Source organism: Exiguobacterium profundum (genome assembly GCF_042652865.1).
Lineage (GTDB): Bacteria > Bacillota > Bacilli > Exiguobacteriales > Exiguobacteriaceae > Exiguobacterium > Exiguobacterium profundum.
The window spans coordinates 1,394,875-1,409,954 of sequence record NZ_JBHSHG010000001.1; the positions used below are offsets into that span (position 1 = coordinate 1,394,875).

At 44.5% G+C, this 15,080-nt stretch carries 16 protein-coding genes; 1 reads left to right on the forward strand and 15 read right to left on the reverse strand.

The annotated features are described in order from the left end of the window. Positions 1 to 114: 114 nt before the first annotated feature. The 12 genes from pseI to ACFO4U_RS07230 all read right to left on the reverse strand — a co-directional run bounded on the left by pseI (position 115) and on the right by ACFO4U_RS07230 (position 12,062). Complete coding sequence (gene pseI / locus ACFO4U_RS07175) at positions 115 to 1,131, reverse strand: pseudaminic acid synthase (RefSeq protein WP_215243758.1); 1,017 nt, start codon at positions 1,129 to 1,131, stop codon at positions 115 to 117. A 12-nt stretch (positions 1,132 to 1,143) separates the two neighbouring features. Continuing rightward, on the reverse strand, positions 1,144 to 2,577 hold the full coding sequence (locus ACFO4U_RS07180; RefSeq protein WP_159562657.1) for a bifunctional UDP-2,4-diacetamido-2,4,6-trideoxy-beta-L-altropyranose hydrolase/GNAT family N-acetyltransferase: 1,434 nt from the start codon (positions 2,575 to 2,577) through the stop codon (positions 1,144 to 1,146). Between the two features lie 12 nt (positions 2,578 to 2,589). Beyond that, positions 2,590 to 3,333, reverse strand: a complete 744-nt coding sequence (locus tag ACFO4U_RS07185) for a cytidylyltransferase domain-containing protein (protein WP_251131794.1) — start codon at positions 3,331 to 3,333, stop codon at positions 2,590 to 2,592. Positions 3,334 to 3,336: 3 nt separating this feature from the next. Beyond that, complete coding sequence (pseC, locus tag ACFO4U_RS07190) at positions 3,337 to 4,509, reverse strand: UDP-4-amino-4,6-dideoxy-N-acetyl-beta-L-altrosamine transaminase (protein ID WP_159562658.1); 1,173 nt, start codon at positions 4,507 to 4,509, stop codon at positions 3,337 to 3,339. Between the two features lie 41 nt (positions 4,510 to 4,550). After that, on the reverse strand, positions 4,551 to 5,516 hold the full coding sequence (gene pseB / locus ACFO4U_RS07195; RefSeq protein WP_159562659.1) for a UDP-N-acetylglucosamine 4,6-dehydratase (inverting): 966 nt from the start codon (positions 5,514 to 5,516) through the stop codon (positions 4,551 to 4,553). Between the two features lie 59 nt (positions 5,517 to 5,575). Further along, on the reverse strand, positions 5,576 to 7,477 hold the full coding sequence (locus ACFO4U_RS07200; RefSeq protein ID WP_215243757.1) for a motility associated factor glycosyltransferase family protein: 1,902 nt from the start codon (positions 7,475 to 7,477) through the stop codon (positions 5,576 to 5,578). Between the two features lie 144 nt (positions 7,478 to 7,621). Continuing rightward, the gene (locus tag ACFO4U_RS07205) at positions 7,622 to 8,446 is read right to left on the reverse strand and encodes a flagellin N-terminal helical domain-containing protein (protein ID WP_159562661.1); all 825 of its coding nucleotides are present in this window, start codon (positions 8,444 to 8,446) and stop codon (positions 7,622 to 7,624) included. Between the two features lie 236 nt (positions 8,447 to 8,682). After that, entirely contained in the window at positions 8,683 to 9,975 is a 1,293-nt protein-coding gene (locus ACFO4U_RS07210) for a methyl-accepting chemotaxis protein (RefSeq protein ID WP_159562662.1), read from the reverse strand. Positions 9,976 to 10,097: 122 nt separating this feature from the next. After that, positions 10,098 to 10,409 carry a hypothetical protein gene (locus ACFO4U_RS07215; protein WP_215243756.1) on the reverse strand — a complete coding sequence of 104 codons (312 nt, stop codon included), beginning with the start codon at positions 10,407 to 10,409 and terminating at the stop codon, positions 10,098 to 10,100. A 27-nt stretch (positions 10,410 to 10,436) separates the two neighbouring features. Next, entirely contained in the window at positions 10,437 to 11,264 is an 828-nt protein-coding gene (locus ACFO4U_RS07220; RefSeq protein ID WP_214690634.1) for a GNAT family N-acetyltransferase, read from the reverse strand. A gap of 60 nt (positions 11,265 to 11,324) precedes the next feature. Further along, positions 11,325 to 11,516: a hypothetical protein gene (locus ACFO4U_RS07225; RefSeq protein WP_214690633.1), complete on the reverse strand. Its 192-nt coding sequence runs from the start codon at positions 11,514 to 11,516 to the stop codon at positions 11,325 to 11,327. Positions 11,517 to 11,576: 60 nt separating this feature from the next. Further along, the gene (locus ACFO4U_RS07230) at positions 11,577 to 12,062 is read right to left on the reverse strand and encodes a hypothetical protein (RefSeq protein ID WP_196431017.1); all 486 of its coding nucleotides are present in this window, start codon (positions 12,060 to 12,062) and stop codon (positions 11,577 to 11,579) included. 156 nt (positions 12,063 to 12,218) lie between these two features. On the opposite strand from ACFO4U_RS07230, the gene ACFO4U_RS07235 reads away from it, so the two are divergent. Continuing rightward, positions 12,219 to 12,716 carry a hypothetical protein gene (locus ACFO4U_RS07235; protein ID WP_214690632.1) on the forward strand — a complete coding sequence of 166 codons (498 nt, stop codon included), beginning with the start codon at positions 12,219 to 12,221 and terminating at the stop codon, positions 12,714 to 12,716. A gap of 37 nt (positions 12,717 to 12,753) precedes the next feature. Here ACFO4U_RS07235 and ACFO4U_RS07240 read toward each other — a convergent pair whose 3' ends face one another. The 3 genes from ACFO4U_RS07240 to ACFO4U_RS07250 form a co-directional block, all read right to left on the reverse strand. Then, entirely contained in the window at positions 12,754 to 13,689 is a 936-nt protein-coding gene (locus ACFO4U_RS07240; RefSeq protein WP_214690631.1) for a DMT family transporter, read from the reverse strand. A 102-nt stretch (positions 13,690 to 13,791) separates the two neighbouring features. Next, the gene (locus tag ACFO4U_RS07245) at positions 13,792 to 14,079 is read right to left on the reverse strand and encodes a putative quinol monooxygenase (RefSeq protein ID WP_215243755.1); all 288 of its coding nucleotides are present in this window, start codon (positions 14,077 to 14,079) and stop codon (positions 13,792 to 13,794) included. 114 nt (positions 14,080 to 14,193) lie between these two features. Beyond that, a complete protein-coding gene (locus ACFO4U_RS07250) occupies positions 14,194 to 15,054 on the reverse strand; it encodes a YitT family protein (RefSeq protein ID WP_214690629.1) in 861 nt (286 codons plus the stop codon). Positions 15,055 to 15,080 lie beyond the last annotated feature (26 nt).

Below are 15,080 nucleotides of genomic sequence, written 5' to 3' on the forward strand. Positions count from 1 at the left end.
TGTTATGGTCTCATTTCTTATATCGGTCAAAATACTTTTTCCTTAAGTTTCTTCTTCTTTCTCACACATAATAAAGAGGCGACGTAACCGCCGCCTCGACAATCATCTTATTTACTAAATCAAATCCCAACTCATTGGTGTTCCACGCTCGATATCTTTTCTTGCCACTTTACCAAGAATGGAATCGATATGTTTCGGAGCCAATCCATGTCCCGGACGAATTGACCTGACATGTTCAGTCGTGAAGACTTCCCCAGCTTGAATATCTTTCACAACAAATAAAGAACGTGCGAACTCACGATTCTTCACTTTTTTCTCGTTTAATTGATAGTCGACGCGCCCTAGTGCTTGTTCCGCTTCTCGAACAGCATCGACCATCGCTTTAAACTCATGAGGCTCTAAAGAAAAACTAGCGTCTGGGCCACCAATTGATTTATCTAAAATAAAATGTTTTTCAATCACCTTCGCTCCCAATGCAACGGACACAATCGGTGCAGTGATTCCAAGCGTGTGATCCGACAATCCGACTTCGACACCGAAAGTCTCTTTCATATTTTGCATCGTTACGAGATTCGCATCCTCAATTTTTGCTGGATAGGCTGACGTACATTTCAATAATATGATTTGCTCGTTTCCAACTTTACGACAAACGGATACTGCATCTTCAATTTCTTGAAGCGTTGCAATTCCAGTTGAGATGATGATTGGTTTGTTCTTGGAGGCAACATATTCAATGAGTGGCAGATCAGTGATTTCAAATGAAGCGATTTTGTACGCAGGTACCTGTAAGCTTTCTAATAGATCCACAGCAGTAGGGTCGAAAGGACTTGAAAAACAAACGATATCCAACTCTTTTGCATAGTCCATCAACTCTTTATGCCACTCCCACGGTGTATAGGCCTCTTGGTACAAGTCATAAAGTGTGCGACCATCCCAGATTGTACCTTGTGTTAGTTGAAAGTACTCTTTACGACTATCGATTGTAATCGTGTCAGGTGTATATGTTTGAATTTTAATTGCATCAGCACCTGCTTCTTTCGCTGCTTTCATTGTCTGTTTCGCGATTTCAATACTACTGCCATGGTTAGCAGATAGTTCCGCGATGATAAATACTTGTTTTGAAAGATTCATGAAGAGTCACCCTTATTCCATTATATATATGTATTTGAGTAGTTTATTATCTTCTTCGTGTGCATTCATCTCAAAACCTACTCTTTCGAACGTCTTCTTGGACGCAATATTTTCATTTGAAATATAGGCCGTTATTTCACGAATATCTTTCCACTCTTGTTGAATCATCATAAGGCTTTGCTGAATCAGTGGTTGACTGACTTTTTTCCCTATCAACATTTCCGATAAGCTGATACTAATAACGGCATAATTAGTTATTCGTTCATATCGAATTTGACCTAGCACTTGATTCGAATGATTCGTCACAATAAAAAAAAGATGTTTTTTCGACGACAAAACTTGTTGGTACCAATTTTTATGAGTCTCCCATAATATCGGTTTTTGATTAATTGAATATTTACGAACGTATTCCTGATTTGAAAGCTCAAATATCTGTTGAGAATCCTGAATCGTTGCTTTTCTTAGAAAGAAATTGAAATCCTGACTACGAAGTAAAGAATTCACGATTCGTAGAGGACCGTCTCCATCCAACAACCCCTCGTAATTCATCGTTTGTTCAGTTCGAGTATGCATATGAAGCATATTTTTGAATTCAGTCTGTAAATCTTGACCAAACGTTGAAGATCCCCAGGTCACATTTGAAGAAATTAATTTTCTACTGCGTAACGCAAGCATGTTTCGCTCTTGGTTTTCAGCGATTTTTATTGGAACAAATGGTACTCCCGAGATAATCAATTCATAGATGGTTTGTCCAGCAGCGGTAATCACTAAATCTGAACAACTCATCAATCGTTTCATTTCATGGCTGGGTACATATCGATGCAGAATAATATTAGACACGGACAATAGTTCTCGTTCAAGAATAGGGTCATGCTTATCTCCAATTAAAATATGAAAAGTAATTTCTGGATGATTAAAACAAATGAGATGGACAATGGATTGGATAAGTGAAGGTTGTAACGTACCACCTACAGTAATCAAAACATTGGTTACATCCTGCCGGATAAAAGGACGTACCTCTTCTCGAAACGCGTCTCGTAAAATGATATATTTTGGTCCAGCTAAACTTCCGGAAGGTACATCATTTGTACTTAGAGAAGGATGGACTACAATCCCATCAGGATAATGAATACGATTTGTATCATCTAAAAAGATAGCTGATTTTGAACGTTGAGCGATTACTTGATATAAATCTCTCGTAGCGATGTATGAATCAACGATACAATAAAAATCAGGTTGAACGACTCTATACAAATAATCGATGGTATACCAATTGATGATTGTACAATGACGGTCCCCAACCAAGTTTCTCAAATCTACATCACTTTGAACAATTAACTCAACTTCTATTCCTCTCCGTTTCACTTCATCATATAAAGCAATACACCTTGTCAGATGTCCAAACCCCGTTTTTATTCCACCTTCCGTAAAAATCATGACTTTCATAATGTGTCCCTCTTATCTTATTACTTTTTGTTCAATATGCTTATTAATCTCAATTAATTGAGGTTCTTCCTTAAATAGCCGAATAATGTCTTCTAAATAAAAGTCATGCTCTCCCTTATAAAGACGACTATAAATTTCAGAAATCAATTTCAAGTCTTCAGGTGTATCCAACGTCCACCGATGCTGAGAATAGTTTGTTTCATTGTCGTAACAAGATACATTATGTTGATGCTGTTCATAGATTAACGGGGTGACATGTTCCTGCTCATAATCTTTTGTTGCATGATGATAAGCATCGAAGAGGGATTCAAATGAAAATACTTCTACATCTAGACCTCTTGGAAACGTTCGCTCACTTGGCTTGGTCCCTACATTTGTCACAAGATGGTTTGTTGTGTCGCGGTATTGTTGAATCACATGATCGATAATGAAAGGGTCTATCAAAGGACAATCTGAAGTGATTCGAATCACCACTTCAGCTTCGGCTTCCATAGCTGCCTCATAGTATCGACTCAGTACGTTATCTGAACTTCCTCGATACACACGAACACCATATCGCTTTGCTTCCTCCGACAATACATCGTCTTCACTCAACGTTGTCGTTGCAACGATGATTTCATCAATTAATTTCGCTTGTTTTACTCGAGCAATCACATGGTCAAGCACCGTGCGACCTTGCAGTTTCATCAATACTTTCCCAGGAAGCCTCGTTGAGCCCATCCGTGCTTGAATAATCGCCACCGTTTTCATAGCCATTTTTCACTTCCCATATCGTTTTAACACTTTTTTCACTGCATCGATCACATCGTACACATCTTCCTCAGTCATCGCAGGAAATAGAGGGAGTGTAATGATATCTTCGTATAGCGTTTCTGCGTGTGGACAAATCCCTTTTTCATACCCTAGCTCTTGATAATATGGCATCCAATGAACAGGAATATAGTGGACGTTGACTCCAATGTTTTCATTTAATAAGGCCTCAAACAGTTCTTTCCGTGAACCGTTTAACCGGTTTTGATTTAAGCGAATGATATATAAGTGCCAGCTTGACTCTCCACTTTCATCTTGATGCGGTATCGTAATTTCAGATAACTCGCGAAATGCCTCATTATATAAAGAAACATAGTGTTTTCGTAACTCAATAAATCGTTCAATCTTCTTCAATTGGCTTGTTCCAAGGACAGCTTGAATATCTGTCATTCGATAATTGAAACCCAAAAACTGCATTTCGTAGTACCAAGGACCATGGTGATCAACTAACTGTTCAGCACTTTTTGTAATTCCATGGGTCCGAAATTGTAATAGTTTACGATAGTACACTTCATCATTTGTCGTGATGATGCCACCTTCACCCGAAGTAATATGTTTAACAGGATGAAAACTAAACATCGTCATATCACTTAACGCACCGATTCGTTTCCCTTGATAGGTGGCACCTAACGCATGAGCCGCATCTTCAATGACGACTAAGTCATGTTGTTCGGCAATTCGATGAATCTCCCGCATCGCTGCAGGTTGACCTGTAAAGTGGACAGGGATGATGGCTTTTGTGCGTGGAGTGATGGCTTGTTCAATCGCATTCGGGTCTAAGTTATACGTCGTTGGATCAATGTCAGCAAACACAGGTGTTCCTTTTTGATAAAGAACACAATTCGCACTAGCTGCAAATGTCATCGGAGTGGTAATGACTTCATCCCCTTCACCAATTCCTGCTGCAAAACAGGCACCGTGTAGGGCGGCCGTCCCATTAGAAAAAGAGACAGCATAGCGAGCTCCAACATACTGAGCGATTGCTTGTTCAAACTCATCAACAGCAGGACCAGTTGTTAAAAAGTCACCTCGTAACGTATCGACCACAGCTTGAATATCTTCTTCATCGATCCATTGTCTGCCATAAGGCAGAAACGTGTTTCTTACAGGTTGATCAATCAAACTAAACTCCCTCTCATCAAAAAATGATTATGCCGTCTTCCTTATTTCACTAACTCTCTTAATTCATCGACCGATAACCACTGATTGTTTACATTACTGACGTATGTAAACCCTTCTGGTAACGACTTTCCACCATTTGAATACTCTGCACTCCACCAAGGGAACTCAGGTTGAATGACAAAATAATCGTCGTACTCTAACGTGTGTCTCGCATCATCTTCCGTAATCATTGCCTCATGTAATTTTTCACCTGGACGAATCCCCACAATTTTGATGTCGCACTCAGGAGCAATCGCCTCAGCCAAATCAAGAATCGACATACTTGGGATTTTCGGAATAAAAATCTCTCCACCGTTCATACGTGTCAAACTATCGATAACAAACTGGACACCTTGGTCTAATGTGATCCAAAAGCGAGTCATCCGATCATCGGTCACTGGAATGACCGTTGCTCCGTCTTGCTTCAACTTCTTGAAGAATGGTACAACGCTGCCTCGGCTTCCGACGACATTACCGTATCGGACGACAGCAAATCGTGTGTCTTTATCCCCGGCATATGAGTTACCAGCGACAAACAATTTATCTGATGCTAATTTAGTTGCACCATACAAGTTAATCGGACTTGCAGCCTTATCCGTACTTAGTGCGATAACTTTTTTGACACCACGATCAATAGCCGCTTCAATAATATTTTGAGCACCATGAATATTTGTTTTCACGGCCTCGAATGGATTATACTCGCAAGCTCCGACATGCTTGAGCGCCGCAGCATGGATGACAATATCTACTCCATCAAACGCACGATAAAGGCGTTCTTTATCACGAACATCCCCAATAAAAAAACGGACACGGGGATCTGTAAATTCTTGCGCCATTTCATATTGTTTTAACTCATCACGACTAAATACGATGACCTTTTTTACGTTTTGTTTTAATACGGTGGAGATGAATTTCTTCCCAAAAGATCCTGTACCACCCGTGACTAAAATTGTCTGATTTGTAAACATGCTTATATACTTCCTCTCTCATGCACAATGTCTAATAAATATATTATTGGCGCTACTTGTTACTTAATAGTTTCTGCATACGCTTGTTTTATCGTGTGAAGTTGAGTTTGTAGTTCTTGAATCGACTCAAACATTCGCGACAAAATCGAAAGACGTAATGCACTCGTTCGATTGTATCGATTATGGAATTTAATTTTATTTTGAATGATTAATAAATTGACGAGTTGAAGCGGCATGATATGTGTTCGGAAAGATGGCGCTTCAATCATCGCATCCCAATCCCGTAGCATTTTTTCAAACTCATCGATGGTGACCGCTTTTTGATTCATAGCGCGACCCAATCGTTTTTCAAGCATTTGCAATCGTTCGCTCACACTATCAAGTAATTGTTGTACATGCTCAATCGGGACATTCAATTCTGATTCTTTGACTTGTTCAAGTTTCTGTTTTTGAATCGGTGTGGTGTGGAGCCTTTCAAGGGATTGATACGAAACTCCCTCAATTCGAGCACCTTTCTCCGCGTAGTTGACTAGTTTTTCTTTTAATCCGAGCTGTGACTTGATTAATGCTTGGTAACTAGTTAAAAAACCAAATAAGATTGGTGTGGTTTTCCCCATCTCACCATTATTCAATGGTACGTCATATAACGTTTTAGTGAACTGACCATCGTTTGAAGAAGCTTGTTTGACCGAAGCACTATAATATTCACCTTCTCGCAATGCTAAATCTTGTCCGATCAACCCAATTGAATCAAAGTCCAAATAGTTCGCAAATGCAACCGCTGCTAACGCCACCGTAGGGTACGTACTGAAAACTGTTTTTGTATAGGGTAGCAAATCTTGTGTAACCTTGGCATCAGCATAAGGTACAAGTAACCCCTTTGCTCGTTGTGGAATCTGATGATTCACTTGTAACGAATAGACAAGTGGGACATCAATTTCAATATCGTTGAAGAAATGAGCGTTAGCTTCACCAGCGTCAATCGATATGACAAAGTCCGGTCGGATTTCATTCTCCAGTAAAACTTTAACTGTCTGACCAATCGCAATGATATAGTAAGCGCACTGAGCCTTTTTAAGATAAGGGATCGCATCTTCTAGTGAAGGACCCCCTGCAATCATCAGCGCATGGCTTCCTTTATATTTATGTTTGAGACAATCGATGTTAAAAAGACGATCTGAATGCCGGTTTAGGTAGCTCGCATTTTGAAACGATTCTTGATACCAGCTCTCCGTGTACACTTTACGTGTCGTTAAATCAATTCGACTTTCGCTCAAATAATTTCGAACCAATTTCAATAATTCAAGTAACGTTTTTGTATCCTCATAAAGAGGATGTTTAATAACTTCCGTTTTCAAACCAATAAACGATTGAAACTTTGATTGCAATAACGTTTTATAATCGTCTTGCGAATCAAGAAAAGACAAGACTGAATCACTTTTAATATTTGACGGTAAGTTGAGGGGATCAATCGTCAAGACATGATATTGTTTTATCAATTCAGCATGAAACAGCCCACTTCCATACCCTAAAAGGATAATAGCTTCCGTGTCATCAGCAATCTCGGCTTGCAACCGCTCAAACTCTAAAAGCGTTTCACTCACAAAATAGTGGCTACTATCGTTCTGCTTTATAAGAGCCATCTCGTTCTCATGATAGCGGAACGGGAGGACGATTTGATTCTGATGTTCTACTTCTATTAATGCTTCATATTCTGTAATTAATAATTGCAAATTATCATAGACAACATTGACATACAGTTGTAAATTCTCTTTCTTGATGGCTTGGAGCTCCGCTACATGTTCTACTGTCCGAATTCCATTAGAATGAATATTTTCGCCAAATAGTCGAATGATTCCCACAATCTCGTCGAGGACATCCCACTTTTCGTTTTCAACTAAGAGGACAACTTGATTTGAGATGTCCCGAAGCTCTTTTACGATGTTTTGCAGTTGTGACATAAGGCACTCCTTTATGTTTTAAAAGTTCATCTGTATATAGTATACAATTTCAATATATGAATATCGATAGACTGACAAATTTATTTAAAAAAAGGGAAACAGACTTTATGTCCGTTTCCCTTTTTATATGGTTTTAAATGAATCTTAACGTAACAACTGAAGTACAGCTTGTGGCTGTTGGTTCGCTTGAGCAAGCATTGCTTGTGCAGCTTGGTTCAAGATGTTGTTTTTCGTGAAGTTCATCATTTCTTTCGCCATATCTACGTCACGTACACGTGATTCAGCAGCTTGAAGGTTTTCAGCTCCAACGTTCAAGTTGTTGATTGTGTGCTCAAGACGGTTTTGTGTTGCCCCGAGTTTCGCACGCTCAGAAGATACAGTTTCAATCGCAGTGTTGATTACTGAGATAGCGCTGTTTGCACCTGTTTGTGATTCGATATCGATTGTATCAACAGAAAGACCAGTAGAAGTCATGTTTCCGATTGTCAACTCAATGTTTTGACCTGAGTTTGCACCGATGTGGAATTTGAGACCAGATCCCACAGCTGAGAAACCGCCATCCATCAATGTTTTCGTGTTGAACTCTGTGTTTTCAGCGATACGTGTGATTTCACTAACGAGCTCATCAACTTCTTTTTGAAGCTCTTGACGGTCAGTTGTTGTGTTCGTATCGTTTGACGATTGAACAGCGAGTTCACGCATACGTTGAAGGATAGAGTGTGTTTCGTTCAATGCACCTTCAGCTGTTTGGATGAGTGAGATTCCGTCTTGTGCGTTACGTGACGCTTGATCAAGACCGCGAATTTGTCCACGCATTTTTTCAGAGATTGCAAGACCAGCAGCGTCATCGCCAGCACGGTTGATGCGAAGACCTGAAGAAAGTTTCTCCATTGCCTTCCCAGAGTTAGTTGTGTTGAACGCCATGTTGCGGTGTGCGTTCATTGCGTTAAGGTTGTGGTTGATAATCATTGTAATTTCCCTCCATAGGTTTGAGTTTTTCCGCTCTTCCAAATCCGTTTGTCCGAGCATGTAAGGTTTAGGCCGGCCCCTCACCTTACATTTGTTGGAACGTTTTATCGTTTCCATACTCTATATCGGAGTGAAGGCTCGGCAGTTTAGTCTTTTTACAACTTTTTTTATGATTTCTTCAAATTTTATATTTATGTAATGAAAAACGCCCCATCATTGGGACGTTTTCAACCTTCTTACACTTCTACTTTCATCTGTTCCGTCTCATTCTGCAAACTCTCTGCGACGCGAACGAGCTCTGACATCGCCCCGTTCACCTCACCAAGACTAGCCGCTTGCTGGCTCGCCGCTGATGTCACTTCATTCGCATAACGCGATGCTTCTTCGACCATGCCAACGATGCCCGCCGAGTTTGTCACAACCGAATCGATCTGACCACGTGACTCATCAAGGAGTGAATCGACCGAATGGACATGACTGTATACTTCATTTGCGGAATTGTGAATCGATGCGAACGCACCACCTGCTTTTTCAACTAAACCGACACCTGTCTCCACTTCTGCTTTGACGTTCGCCATTGAAGACGATGTATCCCCAACGAGACGCTTCACGTCTACGATGAGATCCGTGATTTCTTGAGTCGAGTTCGCTGTTTGTTCCGCGAGCTTTTTCACTTCTGCCGCAACGACAGCGAATCCACGCCCATGCTCTCCGGCACGTGCCGCTTCAATCGATGCGTTCAAGGCAAGCAAGTTTGTCTGTGCTGAGATGTCACTGATGACATCCGTGATCCGTGAGATTTCGCCTGTCATTTCTGTCAACTGGCTGTTGAGCGTCGATGACTGTTCGACTTTCCCGGCAATCGCATGCATCGCATGAACTGAAGACGAGGCAAGACCTTTCCCGCTCTCTGCTTCCTGTTGCATCTCGCTTGCCGAATCAAGCGCCGATGACATCTCTTGGCGGATGCTCTCCATCGTACGCGCGACCGCTCCGAGCAAGTCCATCGAGTTATATGTCGCACTGACGTTATCTTCTAACATCTTGTTGAGAGAATCCATCGCAGAACGGATACTTTCTCCTGCAACGTTCCCTTCTTGAACTGAAGCTGCAATTTCCTGTGCCGAACCCGTCAATTGGTCAGCCGTGTAACGCATGTTCGTGCCTTGTTCCCGAAGGTGTTCGACCATGTTGTCCATCGACAAGAGCAAACGTCCCATCTCTGAACGATCTGTCGTCTTCTCGTCGGCGAAGTGCACCGTCAAATCACCATTCCCGACTTCGACAGCTTTTTCAGAAGCCATCTCGACCGCTTTCAGTGGACGACGGGCAATCAAGTAAATGACGATTCCGCCGAGTGATGAGATGAGTAATGCCACGACCGTACCGACGAGCATGACTTGACCTTGTTCCATCTCGAGTTCTGTCAAGAGTAATAGGGTGATGTAGCCGACCGCTCCGCCCGTGATAAAGGACGTGACCAAAATCCACGCGAGCAATTGCGTCGTAAAGTTTTTAAATACTTTCACTGTTTGTTCCTCCTCATTGTGTTCATCACTTACTATATCGTCCAATTTCCAATGAATGTATAGCGTTTTCAGTTGAACGTTTGGTCAATGAAAAAACGTACTCCGTCAAGGAGTACGTTTCATCAAAATGCTTCATCGTCACGTTCAACATGGATCACACGGCGTGGTGTCGTCGCCGCATCAATTGCGAGCGCGATGGCAGCCGCCCAGTGTAGCATCATCCCGACAAATGGAATGAAGCCGAGCACCGAGGCCGCAATTCCGACCGCCGCACCGTAAGAGAAGCGACTCAATCGACTGAACGAAAGAATCAACACGATCACGTGGTAGACGAACATGAAACCGAGGGGCGAATAGCCCATTCCGATGATGAAGAGACCGCCAAGAAGCGGAATCCCGAGGAAGGCTTCAAACGCCGCGCCGCGCCGAGCCATTTCAGATTTTTCACCATGTGGTTCACCTCACACTTCAATCATATAAAACTCATAGCCACCATTCTCCGCAAAACCGGCACGTTTATAAATCTCGAGCGCCGCCTTGTTTTCCGTCTCGACATCGAGCTCGACTTTCGTCCGGCCCATGCGGAACAGTTGTTGGACCATCTGTTTCAACATTTTCGTACCGTAGCCTTTGCCTTGTTCGCCTGCTTTGACCCCGAACGCATGGATGCTTGCCGCATCATCCCCAGTGAGAAGGGCGCGAATCACACCGATCGGTTTGCCGTCCACTTCACCGATATACGTCACGCGGTCTGGCGTATCGATTTGTTGATAGATGTTTTCCGTCACATCGACCGGATCTCCGAACGCCTCGCTGAGCGTCGCGATGATGAGCGGACGATCCTCTGACGCCGCCTCACGTAGCGATACTTCGTCCGGCTTCAAGAAGAGTTCCGCTTTTTTCAAGACGAGATTGTATTCCGAGAACTGATACGCCGCCTGAAGATGCTCGAGCACCGCTTTCCCGGATGCCGAGTTTCGGTCGATGACGAACGTGAATGCTTCGCAACCGTTCAACTTCGCGTCTTGTTTTGCCGTTTCGAGTAGTGCCGTGAAGACACCTTGTTTCCGGTATTCAGGATGAACGAGCGCATTCACTTCATACTCGTTCGGAAGATACGGGAAAAGCATGAGATAACCAACGAGCGTCTCCCCGTCATATACCGCATAGTCGTTCTGCCCGACCGACTCATGCCCAACCTTTACGTCGATCTTGTCGTTCGCGTTGACCGCCTGTTCTAACGCTTTGACGTCATCTGCCTGTCTTACTTCTTCTACTGTCCAATTCATTCATATCACCTCATTTGTATTGTAGCACAAAGGAAAAAGCCCGCCGTAGCGAGCAGACATTCAATGATTTCTTTCATTCTGAAAAAGATAAGTCAATTCTCGCATCATGACTGAGATGACGATGACAACAGCCAAGGTGATCAAGCTTTCTTGTTTCGGTAAATCAAATATATACATCGCGACGATAAACAAAAGGATTACAATCAATCCCTCCGAATAATCTCGTCTTCGGCTTGGTAATGTCTTTCGCACACGTCCCCCACCTCTCTGAAAAAGACTGCAAACGATTCAGCCGTCTACAGTCTCATCATATTACAACGTCCGGAACTCTAACTCAGGTAGTGTCTCGATCAACTCGGCAATCTCGTCCGTATGCGCCTCCGCACCTGGGACGGCCTCTGTCGGTTCGACCCAGAAGAACGTCTTGTCGTTCGTCCCGAGGTAGTTGCCGTAGCCGATTTCTGTCGCGAACGCTTCTTGAGTCAATTCGCGGTCGATCAAGTCCAGGTGGAACAAGAGTTGGTCGTCCCCGTCCTCAACGTTATAGTATAAATCGAACGTACCGTAGCTCTTCGTGTCCCCGATGTCGACGACGTCCTGCGCCTTCTCGATATAGACATCACCTCGCTCGATCGCCTCGACAATCTTCGACGGCAAGATAATCTCATAACCGAGCTCACGGTCACGAATCGTCTGCGTCGTATCCTCTGTCCGTCCCCGGGACGAGACGACACCAACTGTCGCCACCAATGCACCTGTCACACCGAGCGCGAGCGCCCACTTCATCGATTTGTTCACAAGAACCACTCCTCACTTGTTAATGTCTTCACTTGATTATCCCACAAGTTGACGACTTTTCATTAAATATTCTGAAAAAATGTTTCCCCTTACATTGACGAGTGTCCGTCAATCCCATACGATGGTAGTAACGTACTATAGAAAAGAGGAACTGACATGTCTAACGAAACTACTTTGACACGCGCTCAGCTCGACGCGCTCTTGAAAAACGTCTTCGCCCTTCAAATCCCGGTCATCGAGAAATTCATGACGGATTTGTTTAAACAATATGTCTCCACGGCATCTACGTTCAAACAGGACATGGACACGATGAAAGCAACGGACTGGCACAAGCATTTCTTCGGTCAAAAAGTGATGCCGCACCTCTTCATCGAGAACCTTGGCTTCGGTGCATCGTTCCGTCATCAAGGTCAAGAAAAAGTCGTCAGCATTCCTGAGAACATGACAGTCGTCAAACCGGACTCAGACGCGCAAATCAAAGAGATTTTAGAGAATCTCGACCAGACGCTCGCATTAATGGACGGCGTCAAAAACAAAGGACTCGTCAAGAAGTTCTATAAAGAAACGCTCGAACTGATCTGCCAACTCGGTAGTCGTACCGGTATGATGGATGATTTCTATGACAAAGTCAAAGGCAGTTTGACAACAAGTTAATGACCATCCCCTCGCTCAAAAGACTGAGGGGATTTTTTTATGCCTCTTGTCGAACGACGGTCGGGAGCTCCATAAACTGACTCCGACTGTGGAAGACGACCCCGACCATGACGAGCGCGATCCCGGACAAAGCGATTGGCGATGGCATGACGGCATGCAGGAAGACCAGTTCCCCGATGAGCGCGAACAGGACTTCGAGCGCTTGCGTCGCTTCGACGGACGCCAGTCTTCCCATGTCATGTTTGACGAGATCGGTCGCCATGAAGAATAGCACGGTCGCGACAACCCCGGATAACAGGGCGACGAGGAATGTCTGCCCGAGCTGACTCGATGAGGGACGCCCCGTCGTCAACCCGTAACCGAACAACAGGAGCCAGACCGGGAGTGACCCGAGACACATTCCGAGGATTCGCTCGAACACGTCGAGGTCCGTGTGCTGCATCATCTTCCGGTTTCCGAGCGGGTAGGCAAATGCGGCGATGATGACCGGCACGACCCCAAGCCAAATGAACCGAGGTTCGAACGACTCGAAAAACTCCACTTGCATCATTACGACCCCAATGAGAATCAAGACCGAGAAGCGAAGTCCGCGCCATGGGATTCGCTCCCGTGTTCCGTCTGCCTTCTTGAAGAGTGGGGACAACAGTGCCCCGGCGACAATCGTCACTTGCCACGTACCCGCAATCAACCACGGGGGTGCGACCTCGGCCGCGAGACAAATCGGAACGTAAAACAATCCGAACCCGACCGTCCCCCAAAGAATCCATGGACGAGGACGTTCTTTCAATGCTGAGAGGACTCGCTTGAGTCCACCACGAAACGCGACCACAACTAGCAGTAACGGAATCATCCACAAAAAGCGGAGCGAGGCACTATAGGCAAAGCTGCCACCTCCGACTTGCATCACTTCGTTCAACACGAACGTGCTCGCAAAAAACAAGGCGGCGAAGACACCGAGTATGAGTGGACGCATACGTTCCCTCCTTTCCGAATCCTGTCATGTTCTCGACATCTCGCCATTTCTCCTGCAAAAAACGGACGACCCTTGGCCATCCGTCTCTTTATTCCTTCTTGGTCATGTCCGGCGTTCGAGTGCGGCAATCCGCTCCATCCGCTCGAGGATTGGTTTCGCCTGATCGATATACGCCCTCACTCCAACAAGCGACAACGACGCCGCATGCGCCTCCTCATTTCGCCATACTTCATAGACGAATACGGTATCCGCCTCATCGAGCGACACGTGGACCCGATACGATTCACAATCCGATGTCGCCTCCATCTCCCGCGCCGCTTCCGACAAAATTGCTACGAGTCTATCGCGTTGCCCCGCTTTCGTGACAAGCTTTCCAATCAGTGCGTACATTTCCAATCCTCCCCTTTCTCTTGCATCGACTTCTTCCACTTACCATATGCGATTTCCTGCTTGGTCGGTTCACACGTGTAGAGGTTAAAAAAACGGACGACCCTTGGCCATCCGTTAATGAATATCGCGTTTTTGGAAGTTCCCGCCTTTGACCTCTGTCACCTCATACACGACGACGAACGCTTTCGAGTCGACATCATCGATGATGTCTTTGATTTTTCGTTCTTCGAGCCGGTTGATGACACACGTGATTTCGTAATAACTTTCTTTGGAATATGCTCCTTGGATTTGATTCAACGTGGCGCTCCGTCCGAGACGGTCCCGAATCGTCTCGACCATCTCCTGCGGTTCACTCGTGATGATTTTGAACGTCTTCGCCCCGCTCAATCCCTCTTCGACGATATGAATCACTTTCGAGGCGATGAAGTAGGCGATGGCGGACAAGACCGCTCCTTGAAGACCGAACACCGTCGAGACGACGATAAAGACGAACGTATTTAAAAATAAAATCAAATCACTCGTACCGAACGGCAATTTACGGGATAACAGGACAGCCAACATGTCGATGCCGTCAAGCGCTCCCCCGTTGCGAAGCGAAATCCCCATCCCGAACCCGAGGATGATCCCACCGACCACCGTGATGAGGAGCGCATCCCCTTCGATGATAGTCGGAACATGGTGCATAATGACCGTACCAACAGACAAAGATGCAATCCCGGTGACTGAAAGGATGGCGAAGCTCTTCCCGATTTGTTTATAACCCAGATAGACAAACGGAATATTTAACACCCCGATGAAAATACCGAGCGGCAGTCCCGTCAGTTGTGACCCGACAATACTAATCCCAGTGACGCCCCCGTCCGAAACGTTATTCGGAATGAGGACCGATTCCAATCCATACGCCGCGATGAGTCCCCCGATGATGTTCATCATCATTTGAAACGCCATCAACCACGTTTTGTTTTCTCGTTTCATCCTATAGACCTCCATCCATTGTTCAA